17 protein-coding genes are annotated in these 22,336 nt (G+C 70.9%); 9 read left to right on the forward strand and 8 right to left on the reverse strand.

The genetic code is table 11. The features are described 5' to 3' along the window. Nucleotides 1-40: 40 nt before the first annotated feature. The 6 genes from ACEXOR_RS12345 to ACEXOR_RS12370 all read right to left on the reverse strand — a co-directional run bounded on the left by ACEXOR_RS12345 (nucleotide 41) and on the right by ACEXOR_RS12370 (nucleotide 6,681). Nucleotides 41-2,929, reverse strand: coding sequence for a molybdopterin-dependent oxidoreductase (locus ACEXOR_RS12345; protein ID WP_374849957.1), 2,889 nt, complete (start codon nucleotides 2,927-2,929; stop codon nucleotides 41-43). After that, the gene (locus ACEXOR_RS12350; protein ID WP_374849958.1) at nucleotides 2,926-3,798 is read right to left on the reverse strand and encodes an FAD binding domain-containing protein; all 873 of its coding nucleotides are present in this window, start codon (nucleotides 3,796-3,798) and stop codon (nucleotides 2,926-2,928) included. Before ACEXOR_RS12350 ends, ACEXOR_RS12345 begins: the two co-directional genes overlap by 4 nt. A 122-nt stretch (nucleotides 3,799-3,920) precedes the next feature. Further along, the gene (locus ACEXOR_RS12355; protein WP_374849960.1) at nucleotides 3,921-4,391 is read right to left on the reverse strand and encodes a molybdenum cofactor biosynthesis protein MoaE; all 471 of its coding nucleotides are present in this window, start codon (nucleotides 4,389-4,391) and stop codon (nucleotides 3,921-3,923) included. Continuing rightward, nucleotides 4,375-4,890, reverse strand: a complete 516-nt coding sequence (locus ACEXOR_RS12360) for a MogA/MoaB family molybdenum cofactor biosynthesis protein (protein WP_374849961.1) — start codon at nucleotides 4,888-4,890, stop codon at nucleotides 4,375-4,377. The genes ACEXOR_RS12355 and ACEXOR_RS12360 overlap by 17 nt, the downstream gene beginning before the upstream one ends. After that, entirely contained in the window at nucleotides 4,887-5,366 is a 480-nt protein-coding gene (gene moaC / locus ACEXOR_RS12365; RefSeq protein ID WP_374849962.1) for a cyclic pyranopterin monophosphate synthase MoaC, read from the reverse strand. The genes ACEXOR_RS12360 and moaC overlap by 4 nt, the downstream gene beginning before the upstream one ends. After that, nucleotides 5,359-6,681 carry a molybdopterin molybdotransferase MoeA gene (locus tag ACEXOR_RS12370; RefSeq protein ID WP_374849963.1) on the reverse strand — a complete coding sequence of 441 codons (1,323 nt, stop codon included), beginning with the start codon at nucleotides 6,679-6,681 and terminating at the stop codon, nucleotides 5,359-5,361. The genes moaC and ACEXOR_RS12370 overlap by 8 nt, the downstream gene beginning before the upstream one ends. A gap of 412 nt (nucleotides 6,682-7,093) precedes the next feature. Here ACEXOR_RS12370 and moaA point away from each other — a divergent pair, with 412 nt between their 5' ends. Both moaA and ACEXOR_RS12380 read left to right on the forward strand, forming a co-directional pair. Further along, nucleotides 7,094-8,242 (forward strand): GTP 3',8-cyclase MoaA, encoded by a 1,149-nt coding sequence (gene moaA, locus ACEXOR_RS12375; protein ID WP_374849964.1) that lies wholly within the window; start codon nucleotides 7,094-7,096, stop codon nucleotides 8,240-8,242. 3 nt (nucleotides 8,243-8,245) lie between these two features. Continuing rightward, on the forward strand, nucleotides 8,246-8,494 hold the full coding sequence (locus tag ACEXOR_RS12380) for a MoaD/ThiS family protein (protein WP_374849966.1): 249 nt from the start codon (nucleotides 8,246-8,248) through the stop codon (nucleotides 8,492-8,494). A gap of 246 nt (nucleotides 8,495-8,740) precedes the next feature. Here ACEXOR_RS12380 and moeB read toward each other — a convergent pair whose 3' ends face one another. Beyond that, entirely contained in the window at nucleotides 8,741-10,000 is a 1,260-nt protein-coding gene (moeB, locus tag ACEXOR_RS12385; protein WP_374849967.1) for a molybdopterin-synthase adenylyltransferase MoeB, read from the reverse strand. Between the two features lie 133 nt (nucleotides 10,001-10,133). Here moeB and ACEXOR_RS12390 point away from each other — a divergent pair, with 133 nt between their 5' ends. From ACEXOR_RS12390 to smc, 3 genes are all read left to right on the forward strand, one after another. Beyond that, nucleotides 10,134-10,715 carry a GNAT family N-acetyltransferase gene (locus tag ACEXOR_RS12390; protein ID WP_374849968.1) on the forward strand — a complete coding sequence of 194 codons (582 nt, stop codon included), beginning with the start codon at nucleotides 10,134-10,136 and terminating at the stop codon, nucleotides 10,713-10,715. 5 nt (nucleotides 10,716-10,720) lie between these two features. After that, entirely contained in the window at nucleotides 10,721-11,083 is a 363-nt protein-coding gene (locus ACEXOR_RS12395) for a VOC family protein (RefSeq protein WP_374849969.1), read from the forward strand. A gap of 166 nt (nucleotides 11,084-11,249) precedes the next feature. Further along, nucleotides 11,250-14,900 (forward strand): chromosome segregation protein SMC, encoded by a 3,651-nt coding sequence (gene smc / locus ACEXOR_RS12400; RefSeq protein WP_374849970.1) that lies wholly within the window; start codon nucleotides 11,250-11,252, stop codon nucleotides 14,898-14,900. An 87-nt stretch (nucleotides 14,901-14,987) separates the two neighbouring features. On the opposite strand, the gene gnd is transcribed toward smc, so the two are convergent. Then, complete coding sequence (gene gnd, locus ACEXOR_RS12405; protein WP_374849971.1) at nucleotides 14,988-16,442, reverse strand: NADP-dependent phosphogluconate dehydrogenase; 1,455 nt, start codon at nucleotides 16,440-16,442, stop codon at nucleotides 14,988-14,990. 221 nt (nucleotides 16,443-16,663) lie between these two features. Here gnd and ACEXOR_RS12410 point away from each other — a divergent pair, with 221 nt between their 5' ends. Genes ACEXOR_RS12410 through ACEXOR_RS12425 form a run of 4 tightly spaced genes read left to right on the forward strand, consistent with a single transcriptional unit; the run spans nucleotide 16,664 to nucleotide 22,251 of the window. After that, nucleotides 16,664-17,278, forward strand: coding sequence for a 50S ribosomal protein L25/general stress protein Ctc (locus ACEXOR_RS12410; RefSeq protein WP_374849972.1), 615 nt, complete (start codon nucleotides 16,664-16,666; stop codon nucleotides 17,276-17,278). Between the two features lie 43 nt (nucleotides 17,279-17,321). Then, nucleotides 17,322-17,909, forward strand: coding sequence for an aminoacyl-tRNA hydrolase (gene pth / locus ACEXOR_RS12415; protein WP_374849974.1), 588 nt, complete (start codon nucleotides 17,322-17,324; stop codon nucleotides 17,907-17,909). Between the two features lie 46 nt (nucleotides 17,910-17,955). Then, entirely contained in the window at nucleotides 17,956-21,555 is a 3,600-nt protein-coding gene (gene mfd, locus ACEXOR_RS12420; RefSeq protein ID WP_374849975.1) for a transcription-repair coupling factor, read from the forward strand. Between the two features lie 9 nt (nucleotides 21,556-21,564). Then, nucleotides 21,565-22,251: a nucleoside triphosphate pyrophosphohydrolase gene (locus tag ACEXOR_RS12425; RefSeq protein ID WP_374849976.1), complete on the forward strand. Its 687-nt coding sequence runs from the start codon at nucleotides 21,565-21,567 to the stop codon at nucleotides 22,249-22,251. Nucleotides 22,252-22,336: the final 85 nt, after the last annotated feature.

Genomic DNA, 22,336 nt, shown 5'->3' on the forward strand with positions numbered 1-22,336 from the left:
CGGGCGGCTCGGCACTCAGGCACTGAGGCAGTCAGCGCCTTCAGGCGTTCAGCATCCTCCAGACCCGGTCGCGGGAGATCGGCAGCACGTAGGGCCGCAGCCCGATGGCATCGCGCACCGCGTTGGCCAGTGCCGGCGCCACCGGGTTGTAGGGCGCCTCGCTCATCGACTTCGCCCCGAACGGACCCACCGTGTCCTCCGTCTGGGCGAAGTGCACCTCCGTGGGCGGCACATCGGCGAGCTGAGGCAGATGGTAGCTGCGGAAGACCTGCGTCGTCACCAGACCCTCCTTCAGCAGCATCTCCTCGTAGAGCGCCGAGCCGATGGCCTGCGCCACTCCGCCCTCGATCTGGCCGCGTAGCTGGGCCGGATTCAGGACGAACCCGGCGTCGGCCGCATGCACCGACTGGAGCAGCCGCACCTCGCCGGTGGCCGAGTTCACGGCCACCGCGAACCCGTGCACGTTGAAGGCGATCGAGCGTTTCGCTCCGTCTTCGCTCCCGGTGGCCGTGATGGTGCCGCCCGCCCGTGCCGCCACCTCGGTGAGCGGCACGAAACGCTCGCCGATCCGCACGCCGTCGGCCTCGAGGTGCCCCTCGCTCCACTCCCCGGCGATCTCTGAGGCCGTGCGGAGGATGGCCGCCTTCAACGAGGTGGCCGCCGAATGCAGTGCTTTTCCGGCGACGACGCTCCCCGCAGAGCCGAACGCGCCCGTGTCGTAGCCGGTCGCATCCGTGTCGGACTGCGTGATGCGCACCCGGTCGACCGAGGTGCCGAGCACGCTCGAGGCGATCTGGGTGTGGACGGTGGTTGTGCCGTTGCCGAACTCCGCCGTACCGACGGCGGCCCGGTAGCGGCCGTCGGACTCGAGACTCACGCTCACCGTCGAGAAGTGGCCCCGCGGAGGCATCGTGGCGATCATGGCCGCAGCCACGCCCGTGCCGGTCGTCCACTCCGGGCCGGTGGGCGCCGGGCTTCCGTTGCCCCGCGCCAGCGCCTCCTCGACCAGGTCGAGGCACTGGTCGAGACCGTAGCTGCCGAACACGAGGTCGTCGCCCTCGACGTGCGAGGCCTCGAGAGGCTGGCCGGGGCGCACCACGTTCTTGCGCCGCAGCTCGAAGGGCGTCATGCCCAGCTCGCGGGCCAGCTCGTCCATCGCCGACTCGATGGCGAACGAGACCTGGCCGAGGCCGTACCCGCGGAAGGCGCCGGAAGGGATGTTGTTCGTGTAGACGACCTCGGCATCCACCTTCTTGTTGGCAGCCGTGTAGAGGCTCACCGTCTCGCCCACGCTGTGGAACATCACTCCGGGGCCGTGGTTGCCGTAGGCCCCGGTGTCGCTCAGCACGTCGACGGCGAGAGCCGTGAGAGTTCCGTCGGCGTCGGCCGCGAGCTCGACCGAGACCCGCATCGGGTGCCGGCAGGGAGCGATGGTGAATTCGTCGTTGCGGGTGAACTCGAACTGCACGGGCAGCCCGGTCTTCAACACCGCGAGCGTCACGACGTCTTCGGTGAGGATCTCCTGCTTGCCGCCGAAACCGCCGCCGACGCGAGCCGTGAACACGCGCACGCGCTCCGGGTCGAGCCCGAACACGTGCGCCAGTTCGTCGCGCACCAGGAACGGCACCTGCGAGCTGGTGCGCACCACCAGCCGGCCGTCGTCGTCGAGCCAGGCCACCGACCCGTGGGTCTCGAGCGCGGCGTGCGAGACCCGATGGGTCTGCCAGGTGCCCGTGACGTGGGCCGAGGCGGTGGCCACGGCTGCCGCCACCGAGCCGATCTCGCTGTGCACCGACGCGATCACGTTGCGCTCGGGCTCGGCCACCCGGGACTGGGCGGGGGAGAGGTCGCCGTGGATGAGAGGCGCACCGGGCTGTCGGGCCTCCTCGGGATCGAAGACCGCGGGCAGCAGCTCGTACTCGACCTCGATCAGCCGGCAGGCCTCCTCGGCGATGGCGATGCTGTCGGCCACTACCGCCGCGATGCGCTGGCCGCGGTAACGCACCACCGTGTCGAACAGACGCGTGTCGTCGGGATCGTCGGTGCGGAACTGGTGGCGCCCCGTGGAGTACAGCGTGTCGGGCGCGTCGGCCGCGGTGAGCACCGCGTGCACCCCGGGGAGCGCCTCCGCCGCGGTCACGTCCATCGACAGGATGCGGGCGTGCGCGTGCGGGCTCTGCAGGAGCTTCAGGTGCTTCACCCCGGGAACGGCGACGTCGAGGGTGTATTCCTCCCGGCCGGTCACGATCCGCCGCCCGGCGGGCGCACCGACCGAGGTGCCCACGGTGGCCGGGGTCGGGATGCTGCCCTGCGGCTCGCCGCCGATCGTCTCGGCCGTTGACGCGGTCTCGGTCGTTGACGCGGTCTCGGCGGTCGACGCCGTCTCGGGGGCTGCCTCGGCGCGTGCTCCGGCATCCGGAACCGTGTCGAGGCCACGCCGAGCCGACTTCGTGGTGATCACGCGGCCCTCGGCCGGCGGATGAGCGTGCCCGGCCGACGCACAGACCCCGGCGCGGATGGCGTCTTCCACGGCGCGGTACCCCGTGCAGCGGCACAGGTTGCCTTTCATCAGCCGGGGCAGGTCGTCGAGCTGTTCGGGCTTCAGTGTGGTGGCCGTCACCACCATGCCCGCCGTGCAGAAGCCGCACTGGAAGCCCGCATGGTCGACGAAGCTCTGCTGCATCGCACTCAGGTCGTCGGGGTCGCCGAGCCCGGCCACGGTGGTGACGACCCGGTCTTCGGCCCGGTAGGCCGGGTACACGCAGGAGTGCACGGGTGTGCCGTCGACGATCACCGAGCACGCTCCGCAGTCGCCCGAGTCGCAGCCCTTCTTCACCTCGAAGTGCCCCTGATCGCGGATGAAGGTGCGCAGGCTCTGCCCCGGTGCCGGCTCGGCCTCGTGCTGCCGGCCGTTCATGACGAATCTCATCGCGCGTCTCCCTCGGTCGCCGCAGCGCGGGTGGTGGTGTAGTCGCTCTGCGGCGCCTCACCCGGCGGCAGACCGAGCTCGACCCGCACCTCTTCGGCCAGCAGCCCCGAGACCGCGCGACGCCAGTCGGCCGCACCGTGCGGGTCGGTGAACCAGCTCCCGATGTCGCCCATCGCCTGCGCGAGCGATTCGGCATCGGGCAGCTCGTCGAAGCGCAGCTGTTCGGGATGCGCGGTGGCACCCGTCACCGTGACGACGAAGCGGCCGTCGGGGTCGAGACGGCCCACGACCACCGAGCCCGAACGACCGATCGGCGACAGCGCGATCTTGCGGTAGGCCGTTCGCGCCCGGAGAGACGACAGCGGCACGTGCAGCGACCGCAGAACGTCGCCGTCGCCGAGCGCGTTGGCCGTGTTGCCCGTCAGGAAGGAGGCCACGGGCATCCGCTCGTCGCTCCCGTCGGCACGCCAGACGAGCGCCTCGGCGTCCAGCGAGGAGAAGAGCGAGGTCATCGGCCCGGCCGGGAGCGAGGCGCAGATGTTGCCGCCCACGGTGGCCGTGTTCCAGACCTTGAACGAGCCCAGCAGTGCCGTGCAGCACTGGAACAGCAGCGGATGAGCCGGCCATCCCGCATCCGGCAGTTCTGCCAGCTCGGCCAGTGTGCAGGTGGCGGCCACCTCGAGCCCCTCGTCTGAGAGCACGAACGACGGCCAATTCATGGTCATCAGGTCGACCAGGGCGGTGAGGTGGTCTTGCCGCTCGGAGAACAGCCACGAACCCCCGGCGAGCGGAGCGACGCCGGCACCCAGGAGGGCGAGGTCGGCGCGGTCGCGGGCCGGGGTGATGGCGGTGACGGTGTTGAGATCCACGTGGTGCTCCGTTCGGTGCTGCTGCAGAACTCAGTGAACCCCAGCTATGTGTCTGAGATGTAACAGACGCGGTTTCTGGGGAGGAATTCGTTACCCGGGAGATTGTGCAGAACCAGACCGGTTCAGCCGAGCGAGGCCACCCATTCCGTGCTGCCGTCGTCGAAGCGCTGCTCCTTCCAGATCGGCACGGTCTGCTTCACGTCGTCCACGAGAGCCGCGCAGGCGGCGAACGCATCCCCCCGATGGGCGGCCGAGACCGCGCAGGCGAGCGCGAGGTCGCCGACCACGAGATCGCCGGTGCGATGCACGATCGCCACCATCACTTCGGGGTGCGCGGCGGCGATGCGCTCGGCCGAGGCTCGGATCGCGTCGGCGGCCGAGGGATGCGCCGTGTAACTCAGAGCGGTCACCCCGCGCCCCTCGTCGTGGTCGCGCACCACGCCCGCGAACGTCACGACGGCCCCGGCGGTGGCGTGCTCGACCGCTGCGGAGCACTCCTCCAGGGCGATCGGATCCGCGGCGATGCGCGCCACGCGCACCCGATCGACGGCCTCGTTCCGCGAAACTGAGGGAATGTCAGTCGCTCCGGGCATGATCTCCTCCATGGATCTGATCGACGAGATGAACGAGCACCCCGTCCAGCACCGAGAGCCCGTCGCGTACGCCTCCCCGAGACCCGGGGAGGTTCACGACCACGGTCGTGCCGGCCACTCCGGCGAGCCCGCGCGAGAGCACGGCCTTCGGGGTGTGCGGGGCACCGATCCGCCTGATCTCCTCGGCGATGCCGGGTACCTCGAAGTCGAGCACGGCACGGGTCTGCTCGGGGGTCCTGTCGGTGGGGGAGGCTCCGGTGCCGCCCGTCGTCACCACCAGGTCGTCGCCGCGTTCGATCGCGGCCCGCAACTCCTCGCCCACCGGGGGCCCGTCGGGCACCACGGCGACGGATGCGGTCCACCCGCGTTCCTGCAGCCACGCCGAGATCACCGGTCCGGTCGTGTCCTCGTACACCCCGGCCGAGGCGCGGTTCGAGGCCACCACGACGTGGGCCGTCCGATGCGGGTCAGCGCCGGCGCGTTCCGTGTGTCCGTTCATCCTCGGCTCCAATCGCCGCTCTGGCCGCCCGACTTCGCCAGCACCTCGATGTCGGTGACCCGGGCGCCCCTGTCGACCGCCTTGATCATGTCGTACACCGTCAGCGCCGCCACCGAGGCGGCGGTCAGCGCCTCCATCTCCACCCCCGTGACGCCGGTGGTCTTCACCGAGGTCGTGATGCGCACGCTCGACTCGGCGATCTCGAACTCCACGCTCACCCCGGCGATGGGCAGCGGATGGCACAGCGGAATGAGATTCGACGTCTGCTTGGCCGCCATGATCCCGGCCACCCGCGCGACGGCGAGCGGTTCGCCCTTGGGCAGCGACCCCGAGGCCAGCAACGCGATCACGTCGGGTCGGGTGTGCACCACCGCCTGGGCGCTCGCCACCCGTTTGGTCACCGCCTTGTCCGACACGTCCACCATGTGGGCGGCGCCGTCGGGGGTGACATGCGTGAGTGCGGAACCGTCAGCCATCGATCCTCCAGTAGTCCAGTTCGTCGCCCGGGGCCACCGAGGCCGTGCCCAACCCGACGTGCACGAGCACGCTCGACTGCGCATAGGAGTGCAGCAGGTGGCTCGAGGCGCCCCCGACCAGCTCCAGCACTCCGTCGTCGTCGACCCGACCGCGACGCAGCTGATGATGGCCGGGGGGCGAGTCGAAGCCCACGGCGGCGCGTCCGCGACGGTTCTCGCGAAGGGTCTTCGACGCTCCACTCGCCGCAAGCAGCGCTGGTCGCAGGAAGGCTTCGAACGAGACGAGGGCGCTCACCGGATTGCCGGGCAGGCAGATCACGGGCCGACTGACGGCAGCGCCAGTGGCGTCCACCGCCAGCTCTGCCAACCCGAACCCCTGCGGGCCACCGGGTTGCATCGCCACCTTCATGAAGTCGACGCCGAGGGGCCCGAGCGCATCGCGAACCACCTCGCGCGCTCCTGCACTCACGCCGCCGACCGTCACCACCACGTCGTGCTCCTCGGCCTCGCCGGAGAGGAGGGCGAGCAGGTCGCTCGCGTCGTCGGAGCGGCACGGCCGCGGTGTGACGGCGCATCCGATCGACAGCAGAGCCACCGTGAGCGCGGTCGAGTTCGCGTCGAAGATCTGCCCGGGCTCGAGCGCCGAACCGGGCTCGCGGATCTCGTGCCCGGTCGACACGAGCAGCACCCGCAGGCGGCGCCGCACCGTGACCTCGATGGCCCCGGCACCCGAGAGCACGCCGTACTGCGCGGCACCCAGCATCGTGCCCGCGGTGAGCAGCACCTCTCCGGCCGCGACATCGCTACCGGCCCGACGCACGAAGGTGCCGGCCGCGACCGGTTCGGCGAACGACACCACGGGGCGCGGGCGCACGGTTCCGGGGTCGCCTCCCGAGGCCGCCACGACGTCGTCCGGCGGGAACACGGGAGGGTCGGCCTTCTCGATCTGAACGACGGCATCGGCGCCGGAGGGAAGCGCGGCGCCGGTCATGATGGGCGTGGCCGTTCTCGGGGTATGGCTGCCGAACGGGTCACCCGCCGCGATGCGGTCGGCGACGCTCAGGCTCACGGGCGCATCGGATGCGGCGCCCGCGAGATCGGCCGCGAGCACGGCGTAGCCGTCCATCTGCGAGTTGTCGAACCCGGGCAGACTGGTCGGGGCGACCAGGTCGGCGGCCAGTACCCGGTTCGCGTAGAGCTCCGGATGCGCGGCGATCCCCGCCGCATCGACCGAGAGCGTCTCGCTCCCCAGCCCGGCTCCGACCTCGGCCAGGAGCCCGGTGATCTCGCGCCGGTGCTGCTCGATCGTTCGCATCTCCCCAGTGTGCCCCACCCGACCTCCCGCCCGCTCCCGACGCTCGTCCCGAACGCCAGGTCGGTCGGCGTCGTGTGCTCTGCCGAGAGGAGCCCGTGCAGCCGGTCCCGCCGCCCGGATGGTTCCGAACTGCGCACCTCCCGGCGGGTGAGCGTGAGGCGCCCGCCGGCCGTGCTCGGCGTAGAGCCGAACAGGCCCGCCGATGCCCGCCTCGGCACCGAACACCATTCATGTCCCCTTCCACACACCCCGACGACCGAGCGATCACGCGGGTGGCGGGCGGCCCCGTCCCCCGCGCAGCGGGCCGGCCGGAGACGCGGGTCGAGAGGCCATCGGCGGTGGCAGCCGGGAGTGCCGCCCTGGTTCTCCGGGGACCAGCCTCACGGGCATCCGGAGCGCTTAGGCTGGAGCGATGACCGTGGCCCTGGGCATTCCGAGCGCGAAGCTCATCCGCACGGGCCCCGCGCGCCCGGCAGGTTCGTCGCCGACGGATGCGGCTCGGGCCGAGCGCGGCCCGGTCGTCCTGCCGTCAGACCGGCCCGACGCATCCGGGTTGATCGACCGCTACGGGCGCTCGGCCACCGACCTCCGCATCTCCCTCACCGACCGCTGCAACCTGCGCTGCACGTACTGCATGCCGGCCGAGGGGCTGCCGTTCCTCCCTCCGCCCGCGCTGATGTCGCTGGAGGAGATCACGCGCTTCGCGCGCATCGCCGTCACCGACTTCGGCGTACGGCAGGTGCGGTTCACCGGCGGCGAGCCGTTGCTGCGCAAAGACCTCGTCGAGATCGTGCGCGCGGTAGCCGGCCTCGAACCGCGCCCCGAGATCTCACTCACCACGAACGCCATCGGGCTCTCGAGCCGGGCCGAGGCGCTCGCCGAGGCGGGGCTCACCCGCATCAACGTGTCGCTGGACTCCATCGAGCCGGAGACCTTCGCGAAGATCACCCGCCGGCCGTTCCTCAGCCGGGTGCTGGCCGGAATCGACGCCGTGGGCGCGGCGGGGCTGGTGTCGACGAAGATCAACGCAGTGCTCATGCCGGGAATCAACGACGACCAGGCCGTCGAGCTGCTGGAGTGGGCCCTCGCGGGCGGGCATCAGCTGCGATTCATCGAGCAGATGGCGCTCGACGCCGATCACACCTGGTCGCGCGATGCGATGATCACGGCCGACGGCATCCGGCAGCGCCTGGGCGTTCGCTACCTGCTGACGCCCGACGACGCCCCGCGCGACGGCGCTCCGGCCGAACTGTTCCAGGTGCGAGAGCGATCAGCGGGCCCCGAGGGGCGGATGCTCGGGCTTGTCGGCATCATCGCTTCCGTGAGCGAACCGTTCTGCTCCGACTGCCGCCGCACCCGGCTCACCGCCGAGGGCGCCGTGCGCAGCTGCCTGTTCTCCCACACCGAGACCGACTTGCTGGGCCCGCTCCGCGCGGGAGCCGACGACCGCGAACTCGCCGATCTCTGGCGTGGTGCGATGTGGGCGAAGCCGGCCGGCCACGAGATGAACTCGGTCGGGTTCGCGCAGCCCGACCGCCCCATGAGCGCCATCGGAGGCTGACGCGTGATCACTGTGAGGTACTTCGCTGCGGCGAAGGCAGCCGTCGGCCTGTCCGAGGAGCGCCGCGACGACGCCGGCACCATCGGCGACCTGCTCACCCGGGTGGCCGGCGGGGCTCCGGATGCCGCGGCGACCGCAGCGGTCTTCGCCCGCTGCTCGTTCCTGCACAACGGCCGTGCCACCACCGACCCTCGAACCCCGCTCGTGCCCGGCGACACCCTCGACGTCCTCCCGCCCTTCGCCGGCGGCTGACCCCCCGTCCCGCCCCCCCCCCCCGCGACTCGTCCTAAATCGCCCCAAAACGCCGCGCCTCCGACCCATTCGGGACAAGTCGCGAGGATGCGCATCCCCGGATCCCCAAAGGTGCGGCGGCGACCCCCCTTGATCGAGCGGAGCGCGGCGGCGTGACGGCGCGATCCGCGTGTGAGCGGCCAGAACATGAGGAGCCGAGAACCTCACCGCGAGGTTCGCCGCAGAGGCGGCGGCGAACAAAACAACTCAGTACCGCGGCGCCTCAGGGTCGACCTCGCGCGACCAGGCGTCGATGCCGCCCTGCACGAACGTGACATCGGTGTAGCCGTTGGCCCGCAGCAGGGCGGCGGCGCGCTGCGACCGGGCGTCGTGGTGGCAGTGCAGCACGATCTTCTCCTCGGGCGGGAGGATCTCGCGGGCCTGGTCGCTGAGGATCTGCCCGAGCGGAACGAGTTGCGCCCCGTCGATCGACACGAGCTGGTGCTCGTGCGGCTCGCGCACGTCGACCAGCACGAAGTCGGCCTCGCCCCGGGTGCGGGCCTCCAGCATCGACGCGAGCTCGGGGGCCGTCACGGAGGGCACAGAGGAATCCTGGTCAGGAGAAGAAGCCACGGAGGCCTGCCTTTCGAAGAGGGCGGTGCCTGGGCCGTTCGACCCCGACCCCTGGTTGGTGTAGCTGTACGGTTCGCCGATGTTCGCGGCCCCCCGGGTGCGCCGGCCGCCTGGGGTGTCGCGGTTGGCGGCTTTCCCGAAGGCCACCTCGCGCCAGGATGCGTCGAGGGCGTCGTGCACGACCATCCGGCCGAGCAGGGGCTGGCCGTAGCCGCCGATCAGTTTGAGGGTCTCGGTTGCCATCACGGCACCGATCGCTGCGCACACCGGTCCGAGCACGCCCGCCACCGAGCAGGTCTCTCCGGCGTCGGCGTCGGGCTGTTCGGGGTAGAGGTCGTCGAGGGTGCGGTCGAAGCCGTCGGGCGCGGTCGCCCAGAACACGGTCACCTGCCCGTCGAACCGCAGCACCGAGCCCCACACGAGCGGTTTGCCCACGAGGGCGCACGCGGCGTCGACCACGTACTGCACCTCGAAGTTGTCGGTGCCGTCGACCACCACATCGTACTCCGACACGAGTTCCAGCACCGTGGCCGGCGTGACCTCCTCGTCGTGCTCGACCACGTCGACCAAGGGGTTCAGGGCCCGCACCGACGCGGCCGCCGACGCCACCTTGCGGTCGCCCACCCGCGCATCCGGGTGGATCGTCTGCCGCTGCAGGTTCGACACCTCCACCGTGTCGTGGTCGGCGATGCCGATGGTGCCCACTCCCGCCGCGGCGAGGTACTGCAGCACGGGGGAGCCGAGCCCGCCGGCGCCCAGCACGAGCACCCGGGCATCCTTGAGCCGGCGTTGGCCGTCGATGCCCACGTGCGGGAGCGAGATCTGGCGGGCGTAGCGCACGAGCTCGGCGCGGGTGAGCTCGGCGCCGGGCGACACGAGGGCGGGCAGCGTCATCCCTCCAGCCTACGTGCGTCTCGCACGCACCCTGTCGTCCACGGTGGAGCGCAGAACGTGCTCCCCGCGCGGGTTTCGCTACCCGGTCGCGGGTCATGCCCCCACGACCGGGCCGCGTGGCAGGATCTTGCGCATGCCGATCCGCCTGCGACTGACCACGACGGATGACCCCGTGTTCCGGGTTCTCGCGAGCGAACAGGTGCGCGAGGTCATGAGACGGTACAGCAGCGACGATCCGGGCCCCGACGTGCCCGGCGGCCTGCCGGCCTACGTGGCCGAGGACGTCGGCCCCGACGAGGAACGCGCGCACGACCGCGTGCACGACAGCGAGCACGACCGCGTGCACGGCGCCGAGGATCCCGCCCCTCCCACCCCGCTCGGGTGCGTCGCCCTCAGCCCTCTGGGTCAGAGCGAGCACCCCTCCGAGACCGGCGCGGCCGAGATCAAGCGCATGTACGTGCGCGAGACCGCCCGTGGCCGGGGCGTCGCGCGCCGGCTGCTCGCCGCTGTGGAGAACCTCGCCGCCGAACGCGGCACGCGCATCCTGAAACTGGAGGTGGGCCAGCGGCAGCCCGAGGCGGTGGCCCTGTACACGAGTGCGGGCTGGCAGCGCATCGACTGCTACGGCTATTGGAAGGACGAACCGCTCGTCATCTGCCTGCAGAAAGTGCTCACCGCCACCCCTGCCGTCGACCGCGCTGCTGGCGTAGCCTGACCGGCATGGCACTCAGATTCGAACAGATCGTCGTCGATGCATCCGATCCGAAGGCGCTCGCCGCCTGGTGGCAGGAGGCCCTGGGCTGGGAGCTCACGTTCGCCAGCGACGACACGGATGACGACCCCGAGTACGAGATCGCCCCCGACGGCCAGTCGCATCCGAGCCTGTTGTTCCTGCACGTGCCGGAGGCCAAGACGGTGAAGAACCGGCTGCACTTCGACTTCGTGCCCGACGACCAGGCCGCCGAGGTCGCCCGGCTCGAGGCGCTCGGCGCCACCCGCACCGAGGTGGGTCAGCAGGACGTGACCTGGGTGGTGCTCGCCGACCCCGAGGGCAACGAGTTCTGCATCCTCAGCGCCCGCTGAGCGGCGAAGCGCCCGCTGACCGGCGAAGCGCCCGCCCGGATCCGCGAAGCGCCCCCCGACCCGCGAGGCGCCCCGCCGACACCCGCGGCCCCCCGCGAGCGCGCCACCCCGCCCCACCGCCCCCCATTCGGTACCGTAGGGTCATCCCACCGATGGAAGGCCGCCCGTGCACCTGAAGAGCTTGACCCTCAAGGGCTTCAAGAGCTTCGCCAACCCCACCACCTTCGCCTTCGAGACGGGCGTCACGGCGGTGGTGGGCCCGAACGGTTCGGGCAAGTCGAACGTGGTCGACGCGCTCGCGTGGGTGATGGGCGAGCAGGGGGCCAAGACCCTCCGCGGCGGCAAGATGGACGACGTCATCTTCGCCGGCACCTCCACCAAGGGCCCGCTCGGCCGCGCCGAGGTCACCCTCACCATCGACAACGCCGACGGCGCGCTGCCCATCGAGTACTCCGAGGTCACCATCCGGCGCACCCTGTTCCGCAACGGCGGCAGCGAGTACGCCATCAACGGCGACGCCTGCCGTCTGCTGGACGTGCAGGAACTGCTGAGCGACTCCGGTCTCGGCCGCGAGATGCACGTCATCGTGGGCCAGGGCCAGCTGGATGCGGTGCTGCACGCGACTCCCGAGGGCCGGCGCGGTTTCATCGAAGAGGCCGCGGGCATCCTGAAGCACCGTCGTCGCAAAGAGAAGACGCAGCGCAAGCTCGAGGCCATGCAGGCCAACCTCACCCGGCTCTCCGACCTGGCCGGCGAGATCCGGCGGCAGCTCAAGCCGCTGGGGCGCCAGGCCGAGATCGCCAAGGAGGCCCAGTCGATCGCCGCCATCGTGCGCGACGCCAAGGCGCGCCTGCTGGCCGACGAGGTGGTGGCCCTGCGCACCGCCCTCGACGCCGCGGCCCGCAGCGAGAACGAGCGGCACTCCGAGCGCATCGTGCTGCAGGAACGGCTCGAGCAGAACCAGCTGCGCATCACGCGCATCGAGCAGGCCCAGGTGGGCGACGCCGTCGATCTCGCCCGGCGCACCGCCTTCGGTCTCGAGTCGGTGCAGGAGCGCCTGCGCAACCTCTACAACCTGGCCACCCAGCGACTCGCGCTGCTCGGCGGTGAAGACGCGGTTCCGGATGCGGGGCCGAGCGTCACCCCCGGCATGGTGGCCGACTCCCGCGACGAGGTGGTGCGTCTGCAGGGCGAGGTGGCCGGGGCGCAGGCCGCCTGGGAGGCCGCCAAGACCGCCACGCAGCGGGCCCGCGGCTCGCTCGACGCCCTCGACGAGCAGATCGCCTTCCAGAGCTCGCTGGTGTCCAAGCACGACCTCGAGCTGTCCAAGCTCACCGGGCAGCTCGAGTCGGCCAACTCCCGGCTCGCCGCGGTGCGCGGTGAGGTGCTGCGGCAGCAGAACGCGCTCGATGCGGCGGCGGCCCGGCGCGATGCGGCGCAGGCGGAGTTCGCCCGCGCCGAGGCGCAGGCCGCCGAGGTGCAGATCGACGAGACCGACCTCGACGAGGCCTACGAGTTCGCCCAGGCCGCCGTGTTCGAGGCCGAGGCCGAGATCGAGCGCCTGCGCGACGAACTGCACACCCACGAGCGGGAGCGCGACGCCCTCGCTGCCCGCACCAGTGCCCTCACGATGGCGCTCGACCAGAAAGACGGCTCGGCCGACCTCGTGGCCGCCCGGCTCGACGGCGTCCAGGGGCTGGTGGCCGAGCACGTGAAGGTGCGGCCCGGTTTCGAGGCGGCCGTCGCGGCGGCGCTCGGCAGCCTCGCCGACGCCGTGCTCGCCGACGACGTCGACGCCGCCGTCCGCGCCGCACAGACGGCCGCCGAGGGCGATCTCGGGCGGGTGGAGCTGATCATCGCCAACCCTCCGTCGACCCCGGTTCCGGATGCCCGTCCCACCGGGTTGGCCGGCGCCTCCGGCGTCACGCCCGCCGCCGACGTCGTCACCGCTCCGGCCGGTGTGCTCGGGGTGCTCGCCGCCACCTGGATCGCCGACGACCTGGAGGCCGCACGCCGCGCCTGGGCGGGCATCGAGACCGACGGGCACGGCGCATCCGCCGGCCTCACCCTGGTGACCAGGCAGGGCGAGGTGCTCACCCGGTACGTGCTGCGCGGGGGATCGGGCGCCACGCGCTCGCGGATCGAGCTGGTGGCCGAGCGCGACACGGCGGCCGTACTGCTCGACGAGGAGACGTCGGGCGTGGAGCGGGCCCGGTTCGCCCTCGCCGAGCAGCGCGGGATCGCCCAGGTGGCGAAGGAGCAGTCCCAGGCGGCGCTGGCGGCTCTGCGCGAGCACGACTCCCGGCTGGCCGCCCGCACCGAGCAGTTGGGGCGCCTGCGCGCCCAGGTGGAGGCGGGGTCGGGCGAGTTGGAACGACTCCAGAAGGCGCTCGTGGCGGCCACGCAGTCGGTGACCGAGGCCGAGCAGGCCGCCGATCGGGCGCGACGCGAGCTCGACGCCGTTCGGGAGCGGCCGCGTCCGGTGCTGGACGTGAGTTCGCGCGACGGGTTGCTCGCCGAGCTCGAGGCCGCGCGTGACCGCGAGGTCGAGGCGCGACTCGGAGTGGAGACCGCCCGCGAGCGCGTGCGGGCCGAGCAGGCGCGCACGGCGGCGCTCGAGAAGCAGCTCGAAGCCGATCGGGCGGCGGCCGAGGCTGCGGCGCGGCGCGCCGTCATCCGTCGCCGGCAGATCGCCGCGGCGACCGACGTGGCCGAATCGCTGCCCGCCGTGCTCGCGTCGGCCGACCGGTCGGTGACCGAGGCGAAGGTGCTGCTGGCGCAGCGCGAGGCCGAGCGTGCCGAGCAGAACGAGGAGCTGGTGGCGCTCCGGCGCGACGAGGCCGGGCTCCGCCAGCGCCTTCAGGCCATCACCGAGAACGTGCACGGGCTCGAGCTGCAGATCTACGAGAAGAAGCTGCACCTGTCGAGCCTGCTCGAACGGGCGGGCTCCGAGCTCGGCCTCGTCGAAGATGTGCTGGTGGCGGAGTACGGCCCCGACCAGCTCATCCCCGACCCCCGCGACTCGTCCCGAAACGGGCCGGAATCGCCAGATTCGGCCGAATTCGGGACGAGTCGCGAGGGGCAGGAGAGCGACGGGCAGGAGAGCGAGGAGGGCGCGGAGCCCGAAGATGACGAGCCCCGCGGTGTGCCGTTCGTGCGTGCCGAGCAGCAGCAGCGCCTGGCGAAGGCCGAACGCAAGCTCGCCGAGCTCGGCCGGGTGAACCCGCTCGCCCTGGAGGAGTTCGCCGCGCTCGAGCAGCGTCACGGCTTCCTCACCGAGCAACTCACCGACCTCACCAACACCCGCAAAGACCTGCTCACGATCATCGAGGAGATCGACGAGCGCATGCAGACCATTTTCGAGAGCGCCTTCGACGACACCCGCGAGGCCTTCGCGAAGGTGTTCCCCGTGCTCTTCCCGGGCGGTACGGGGTCGATCTCGCTCACCGACCCGGCGAACCTGCTCACCACCGGCATCGAGGTGAGCGTGCGGCCGGCCGGCAAGAAGATCGAGCGGCTGTCGCTGCTCTCGGGTGGCGAGCGGTCACTGGCGGCCGTGGCGCTCCTGATCGCCATCTTCAAGGCCCGCCCCAGCCCGTTCTACATCATGGACGAGGTGGAGGCGGCCCTCGACGACGCCAACCTCGGCCGACTGCTGACCATCTTCGACGACCTGCGCCAGACCAGCCAGCTCATCGTCATCACCCACCAGAAGCGCACGATGGAGATCGCCGACGCGCTCTACGGCGTCTCGATGCGCCAGGACGGCGTCTCGGCCGTGGTCGGCCAGCGCGTCGGCCCCTCCGAACCCGCCTGAGCCGCCGCCCGGCGGACAACGACGAACGTCGCCGCAACCCCGCCCGATGGGGCAGAGGTCACGGCGACGTTCGAGGAAGTCCGCGAGCTAGTGCGTCGAGGGCGCGCTCTCGATCTCGGTGCGGTCGCCCGACCACAGCGTGTGGAACGTGCCCTCGCGGTCGACCCGCTTGTAGGTGTGCGCGCCGAAGAAGTCGCGCTGACCCTGCACCAGAGCGGCCGGCAGCCGCTTCGAGGCGAGCGAGTCGTAGTACGACAGCGCCGCACCGAACCCGGGAACCGGAACGCCCGAGAGTGCCGCCGTCGACACCACCCGGCGCCAGGCCGCTTCGCCCGTCGCCACAGCCGAGGCGAAGTACGGGTCCTCCAGCAGCGTGGCGAGACCGGGGTTGTTCTCGTAGGCCTCCACGATGCGGTTCAGGAACTGCGCGCGGATGATGCAGCCCGCGCGCCAGATCTTCGCCACCGCGCCCTTGTCGATCTCCCAGCCGTACTGGGCGGCACCGGCGATGATCTCGTCGAAGCCCTGCGCGTACGCGACCACCTTCGACGCGTAGAGGGCGGCGCGGATGTCGTCGGCGAAGCTGTCGACGTCCACCTCCACCACCGAGGGCCGCGAGGTGATGGTGGCCTGCACGGCGGCGCGCTGCTCGGGCTTGGACGACACCGAGCGGGCGAACACGGCCTCGGCGATCCCCCCGACCGGCACGCCGAGGTCGAGGGCGTTCTGAACCGTCCACGCACCGGTGCCCTTGGCGCCGGCCTCGTCGAGCACGATGTCGACGAAGGGCTTGCCGGTCGAGGCGTCGACCTGCTTCAGGATCTCGGCCGTGATCTCGATCAGGTACGACTCCAGGTCGCCCGAGTTCCAGGCCTCGAACACCTCGGCCAGCTCGGCGGGGGAGCGCTTGGTGATGGTGCGCAGCAGGTCGTAGGCCTCCGCGATGAGCTGCATGTCGGCGTACTCGATGCCGTTGTGCACCATCTTCACGAAGTGGCCGGCGCCGTCGGTGCCGATGTGGGTCACGCAGGGCTCACCCTCCGCCACCGCGGCGATCGACGACAGGATGGGCCCGAGGGTCTTGTAGGCCTCCACGGTTCCGCCGGGCATGATCGACGGGCCCTTCAGCGCGCCCTCCTCGCCGCCCGAGATGCCGGTGCCCACGAAGTGGATGCCGGTGGCCGACACGTCCTTCTCGCGGCGGATGGTGTCGTGGAAGTTGGCGTTGCCGCCGTCGACGATGATGTCGCCGGGCTCGAAGCGCTGGGCGAGTTCGGAGATGACCGCATCCGTGCCGGCGCCGGCCTGCACCATGATGATGGCGGTGCGGGGCTTGGCGAGCGACGCCACGAAGTCGTCGACCGACTCCGAGGCCACGAAGCAGGCTTCGGGATGCTCGGCGACGAGCTTGCGGGTGCGCTCGGGCGAGCGGTTGTACACGGCCACGGTGTTGCCCTCACGGCTGGCGAGGTTACGGGCCAGGTTCGAGCCCATCACCGCCATCCCGACGACTCCGATATTGGCGGTTCCAGCTGACGACATTCGGGCTTCTCCTCACAAGAAAGTGAACCCTTCCAGCGTAGTAGAGCGGATGCGCTAGGCTGGGCAATTGAACTTCGGCGAGGGATGCGCACGCAACCGCGAGCATCCGTTATCGACGCGGTGGACTGGGCCTAATACGTCTTTCCTCTCGCTTCACGCGGTCGAGTTGAATCACTGACACACGAGGCGGGCCCAGAGCTCGCACACGAAGGAGCATCACCATGGCTGACGACACCAAGGTCACCGCAGAGACCCGCACCCAGTTCGGCAAGGGCTTCGCCCGCCGCACCCGCGCCGCCGGCCGCATCCCGGCCGTCATCTACGGTCACGGCACCGAACCGCAGCACATCACACTGCCCGGCCACCAGACCGCGCTCATCCTGCGTAAGTCGAACCAGGTGCTCGAGCTCACCATCGACGGCGTCGAGTCGCTCGCCCTGGTGAAAGACGTGCAGAAAGACCCCGTGCTGCAGGTCATCGAGCACATCGACCTCATCGTCATCCGCAAGGGTGAGAAGGTGCAGGTCGAGGTGAACGTGCACGTCGAGGGCGAGCCGGCTCCCGGCACCATCGCCACGCAGGACTCGCAGACCGTGCTGCTCGAGGTGCTCGCCACGAGCATCCCCGAGAGCGTCTCGGTGTCGGTCGAGGGCCTCGAAGACGGCACCGTCGTGCGTGCCGGCGACATCCAGCTGCCCGAGGGTTCCACGCTCATCACCGACGAAGAGGTTCCGGTCGTCGTGGTCTCGATCCCGGTCGAGGAGACCGACGACGAGCCCGCCGAGGGCGAGGGCGAGGCCGAGTCGGTCAGCCCGGCTCCCGCCGACGCCGAGTAAGACCGCCCCACACGGCTCTGACGAACAGACGACGGTCGATCGAGTGACTGACTCCGATCTGCGCCTCGTGGTCGGGCTCGGCAACCCCGGGCCCGGCTACGCGGCGAACCGTCACAACGTGGGGCAGATGGTCACGGCCGAACTGGCCGGGCGGATGCGCTCCACGTTCAAGAACCACAAGTCGAATGCGCGGGTCGCCGAAGGACGTGTCGTCCCCGGTGGCCCGCGTTTCGTCGTCGCGAACCCGAACACGTACATGAACGTGTCGGGCGGCCCGGTGAACGCGCTGCTGAAGTTCTACGGGCTCACCCCCGAGCAGCTCATCGTGGTGCACGACGAGCTCGACATCCCGTTCGACACCATCAAGCTCAAGCAGGGCGGCGGTCACGGCGGCCACAACGGCCTGCGCGACATCATCGCGGCCACCGGCAGCGCCGACTTCGTGCGCGTGCGCGTGGGCATCGGGCGCCCGCCCGGCCGCATGCAGGCGGCCGACTTCGTGCTGCAGAACTTCACCGCCGCCGAACGCCAGACCCTGCCGATCCTGGTGGCGGATGCCGCCGACGCGGTGGAACTCATCGCCGGCAGCGGCCTCACCGCCGCCCAGCTCAAGTTCCACACGAGCGCCTGACGGCGCGCACTCCCGGGTGTCGGCGGCGGCGCGTAAAATGAGTTCAATGATCCTCAAGGGCTTTGTCGATGCGCTCTCACGCGCCTCCACCGTCGAGAAGGCCCTGGTCAACGGCGGGCGTGACAGCGACTTCTCGCTCACCGAGGGCCTTCGCGCACCGTTCCTCGCAGCCATGATGGATCGCCGCATCGAGCGCGGGCTGCCCGCCGCGATGCTCGTGGTCACCGCCACCGGCCGGGAGTCGGAGAAGCTGCGCGAGTCGCTCGCGAGCTTCCTGCCCGAGGCCGAGATCGTCGAGTTCCCCGCGTGGGAGACGCTGCCGCACGAGCGGCTGAGCCCCAGTGCCGAGATCGTCGGGAAGCGCATCGACGCGCTGCGACGGTTGCGCGCCTGGGGGGCGGCCGACGAGAGCACGCGCCGACCGCTCGTGGCGGTCGCATCCGTTCGCGCCGCCCTGCAGCCGATCGCCTCGAACCTCACCGAGCTCGAACCCGTGCACCTCGCCAAGGGCGCCCGCGGGTTCGACCTCTCGGCCCTGTCGCTGCAGCTGGTGGAGCTCGCCTACTCGCGGGTCGACATGGTCACCCGGCGCGGCGAGTACGCGGTGCGCGGCGGGATCCTCGACGTGTTCCCGCCCATCGCCGAGCACCCCTACCGGGTCGACTTCTTCGGCGACGAGGTCGACGAGATCCGCGCGTTCTCGGTGGCCGACCAGCGGTCGTTGCCGGATGCGGTGGGCGACGTCGACCTGCCGCCGAGCCGCGAGCTGCTGCTGAGCGACGGGGTGCGCCAGCGCGCCCGTGAGATGCAGCACGAGTTCCCGAGCCTCGCGGGCATGCTGGAGAAGATCGCCGCCGGCATCCCGGTGGAGGGCATGGAGTCGCTCGCTCCTGCGCTGCTCGACGAGCTGGTCACCGTCGCCCACTACCTGCCGGCCGGGGCTGCCGTGGCGGTGGTGTCGCCGGAGCGGGTGGCGACGCGCGCGGTGAACCTGTCGGAGACGAACCGCGAGTTCCTGGCGGCGGCGTGGACGGCGGCGACCGCCGGCGCCGAGGCCCCGATCGACCTGGCGTCGGGGGAGTTCATCACCTTGAACGACCTGCGGCACGCCGCCGGAACCGGCCGCCCGTGGTGGACGCTGAGCGAGTTCCAGCAGGGCCCCGCCGCCGACGACATCCTGCCCGAGCACCGCGAGCTCGAGGAGCACCTCACCATCCGCCTGCAGGCCGACGGGGTGCCGAGCTTCCAGGGCAACGCCGACGGTGCCATCGCGCACGTCGCCGAGCGGCTCGCCGCGGGTTGGACCGTGGCGGTCGCCGCGAAGGGCCAAGGGCTGGTCGAGCGCGCCGCCGACGTGCTCGCCGAACGCGAGGTGCCGGCCCGGGTGGTCGACGACTTCCCGGCGGAGCCCGAGGCGGGTATCGCCTATCTCGTGCGCGCCGCGGTGGAGCACGGCTTCGAGGTGCCGGAGCTGAAGCTCGCGCTGATCGGCGAGACGGAGTTCTACGGTCGGACCGCGGGCTACGAGACCCGCCAGGTGAAGAAGCTCGCGAGCCGCCGCAAGAACGTGGTCGACCCGCTGCAGCTCAAGGCCGGCGACTTCGTGGTGCATCAGACGCACGGCATCGGCAAGTTCCTCGAGCTCACCCAGCGCGAGGTCTCCAGCGGCGGCCGCAACGCGGTGAAGACCACCCGCGAGTACCTCGTGATCGAGTACGCGCCCTCCAAACGCGGCTACCCGGGCGACAAGCTCTATGTGCCCACCGACCAGCTCGACCTGCTGAGCCGCTACGTCGGCGGCGAGGCGCCGAACCTGAGCAAGATGGGCGGTTCCGACTGGGCGGCCGCCAAGGGCAAGGCGCGCAAGGCCGTGCGCGACATCGCGGTGGAGCTCGTGAAGCTCTACTCGGCGCGCATGGCCTCGAAGGGGCACGCCTTCGGGCCCGACACCCCCTGGCAGCACGAACTGGAGGAGTCCTTCCCGTTCCAGGAGACCCCCGACCAGCTCACGGTGATCGACGAGGTGAAGGCCGACATGGAGCGGCCCATCCCGATGGACCGCCTGCTGTCGGGCGACGTGGGCTTCGGCAAGACCGAGATCGCCATCCGGGCCGCCTTCAAAGCGGTTCAGGATGGCAAACAGGTGGCGATGCTGGTGCCCACCACGCTGCTGGTGCGTCAGCACATGGAGACCTTCGCCGAACGGTTCGCCGGGTTCCCGGTGCACCTCAAGGCTCTCAGCCGGTTCCAGACCGACAAGGAGATGAAGGAGACCATCGCGGGCCTCGCCGACGGCACGGTCGACATCGTCATCGCGACCCACCGCATCCTGAGCGACAACATCGTGTTCAAAGACCTGGGGCTGCTCATCATCGATGAGGAGCAGCGCTTCGGCGTCGAGCACAAAGACCAGCTCAAGAAGCTCAAGACCAACGTCGACATCCTCGCCATGAGCGCGACACCCATTCCGCGAACCCTGGAGATGGCGGTCACGGGCATCCGCGAGATGTCGACGCTGGCCACGCCGCCGGAGGACCGGCATCCCATTCTCACGTTCGTGGGGCCGTACTCCGACAAGCAGGTGGCAGCCGCCATCCGTCGCGAACTGCTGCGCGAGGGCCAGGTGTTCTTCGTGCACAACCGGGTGTCGTCGATCAACCGCGTGGCGGCGCAGCTCGCCGAGCTCGTGCCCGAGGCGCGGGTGGCGGTGGCGCACGGGCAGATGAACGAGCACGTGCTCGAACAGGTGATCGTCGACTTCTGGGAGCGCAAGTTCGACGTGCTGGTGTCGACCACCATCATCGAGACCGGAATCGACATCGCCAACGCGAACACCCTCATCGTCGACCGCGCCGACAAGTACGGACTCTCGCAGCTGCACCAGCTGCGCGGGCGCGTGGGTCGTGGGCGCGAGCGCGCCTACGCGTACCTGCTGTTCGACGAGAACAAGCCCCTCTCCGAGACCGCGAACGACCGCCTCTCCACCCTGGCGGCCAACAACGAGCTCGGTTCCGGCATCCAGGTGGCGCTGAAAGACCTCGAGATCCGTGGCGCCGGCAACCTGCTCGGCGGCGAGCAGGCCGGCCACATCGCCGGCGTGGGGTTCGACCTGTACCTGCGCATGATCGGCGAGGCGGTGTCGGCCTTCCGCGGCGACGTGGCGGAGGGCCAGACCGAGCTGCGGCTCGAGCTGCCGGTGGATGCGCACGTGCCCGAGGACTACGTCGACAGCGAGCGGCTGCGGCTCGAGGCCTACCAGAAGCTCTCCACGGCCTCGGCGCCGGCCGCTTCCGACGACTCGATCGACCGGGTGATCGACGAGCTCACCGACCGCTACGGCCAGCCGCCCGCCGAGGTCTCCAACCTCATCGCGGTGTCGCGCCTTCGCCGCCAGGCCCAGAAGGCGGGGCTCAGCGAGGTGGTGACCATGGGGTCGAACCTCAGGGTGGCGCCGGCCGACCTGGCCGACAGCCTGCAGGTGCGACTGCAGCGCATGTACCCCGGGTCGAAGTACTTCAGCCAGACCAACGCGGTCACGGTGCCGCTGCCGGTGGTCGACGGGGCGGTGCTGGCCGATGCGGAGCTGATCGCGTGGGTGGCACAGCTGCTCGACGCGATCTTCGCGCCCGCGAAGGCAGCCGTCTAGGCTCGTCGCATGGCCCAGATTCCGGATGCCCGTACCGAGCTCGAGCGTCTGGTTGCAGTCACGGCGCTGCTGAGGGCGCCCGGCGGCTGCCCGTGGGACGCGGAGCAGACCCACGCCTCGCTCGTGCAGTACCTCGTGGAGGAGACCCACGAACTGGTCGACGCCATCGAGGCGGGCTCGCGCGAGGAGCTGATCGAGGAACTCGGCGACGTGCTCTACCAGGTGGTCTTCCACGCCGACATCGCGTCGCAGACGCCGGGGGAGGACTTCGACCTGAACGACGTGGCGGCGCACATGACGGCCAAGATGGTGGGCCGCCATCCGCACGTGTTCGGCGACCTCGACCTGGCCACCGCGGGTGACGTGGAGAACGCCTGGGACGCGTTCAAGGCCACCGAGAAACCCTCCCGCACGAGTGTTCTCGACGGGGTGCCGCTCGGCATGCCGGCGCTCGCCCTGGCCGACAAGCTGCTCGGCAAGGCGGCGAAGGCGGGCGTGGTTCGGGTGGCGTCGGGCCCGGCCGTCGACGTGGTCGACGAGTCGGAGACCGAGGACGAGCTCGGGGAGCAGCTGCTCGGAATCGTGGCGGCGGCGAAGGCCCGCGGGCTCGACTCCGAGCGCGCCCTCCGCACGGCGCTCCGCGCCCTCCGCGACGACGTCACGGCGGCTGAATCCGCCGTCCGCGCCGCCGAGTAGCGGGGCTGATCCAGCACCCCCCGAACGGGCTTGGATCGTGTGGGCACGGCCGTGCTATACATCTCCTTGGGGGTGTTCGACGGTC

The sequence above is a fragment of the Herbiconiux liangxiaofengii genome (assembly GCF_041927335.1).
Classification (GTDB): Bacteria; Actinomycetota; Actinomycetes; order Actinomycetales; family Microbacteriaceae; genus Herbiconiux; species Herbiconiux liangxiaofengii.

Excerpts from the sequence above, each read along its gene's own strand:
- ACEXOR_RS12345 (WP_374849957.1), bottom strand. The coding sequence starts at position 2,929 with ATGAGATTCGTCATGAACGGCCGGCAGCACGAGGCCGAGCCGGCACCG.
- ACEXOR_RS12355 (WP_374849960.1), bottom strand. The coding sequence starts at position 4,391 with ATGCCCGGAGCGACTGACATTCCCTCAGTTTCGCGGAACGAGGCCGTC.
- ACEXOR_RS12360 (WP_374849961.1), bottom strand. The coding sequence starts at position 4,890 with ATGAACGGACACACGGAACGCGCCGGCGCTGACCCGCATCGGACGGCC.
- moaC (WP_374849962.1), bottom strand. The coding sequence starts at position 5,366 with ATGGCTGACGGTTCCGCACTCACGCATGTCACCCCCGACGGCGCCGCC.
- ACEXOR_RS12370 (WP_374849963.1), bottom strand. The coding sequence starts at position 6,681 with ATGCGAACGATCGAGCAGCACCGGCGCGAGATCACCGGGCTCCTGGCC.
- moaA (WP_374849964.1), top strand. The coding sequence starts at position 7,094 with ATGACCGTGGCCCTGGGCATTCCGAGCGCGAAGCTCATCCGCACGGGC.
- moeB (WP_374849967.1), bottom strand. The coding sequence starts at position 10,000 with ATGACGCTGCCCGCCCTCGTGTCGCCCGGCGCCGAGCTCACCCGCGCC.
- ACEXOR_RS12390 (WP_374849968.1), top strand. The coding sequence starts at position 10,134 with ATGCCGATCCGCCTGCGACTGACCACGACGGATGACCCCGTGTTCCGG.
- ACEXOR_RS12395 (WP_374849969.1), top strand. The coding sequence starts at position 10,721 with ATGGCACTCAGATTCGAACAGATCGTCGTCGATGCATCCGATCCGAAG.
- gnd (WP_374849971.1), bottom strand. The coding sequence starts at position 16,442 with ATGTCGTCAGCTGGAACCGCCAATATCGGAGTCGTCGGGATGGCGGTG.
- ACEXOR_RS12410 (WP_374849972.1), top strand. The coding sequence starts at position 16,664 with ATGGCTGACGACACCAAGGTCACCGCAGAGACCCGCACCCAGTTCGGC.
- mfd (WP_374849975.1), top strand. The coding sequence starts at position 17,956 with ATGATCCTCAAGGGCTTTGTCGATGCGCTCTCACGCGCCTCCACCGTC.
- ACEXOR_RS12425 (WP_374849976.1), top strand. The coding sequence starts at position 21,565 with ATGGCCCAGATTCCGGATGCCCGTACCGAGCTCGAGCGTCTGGTTGCA.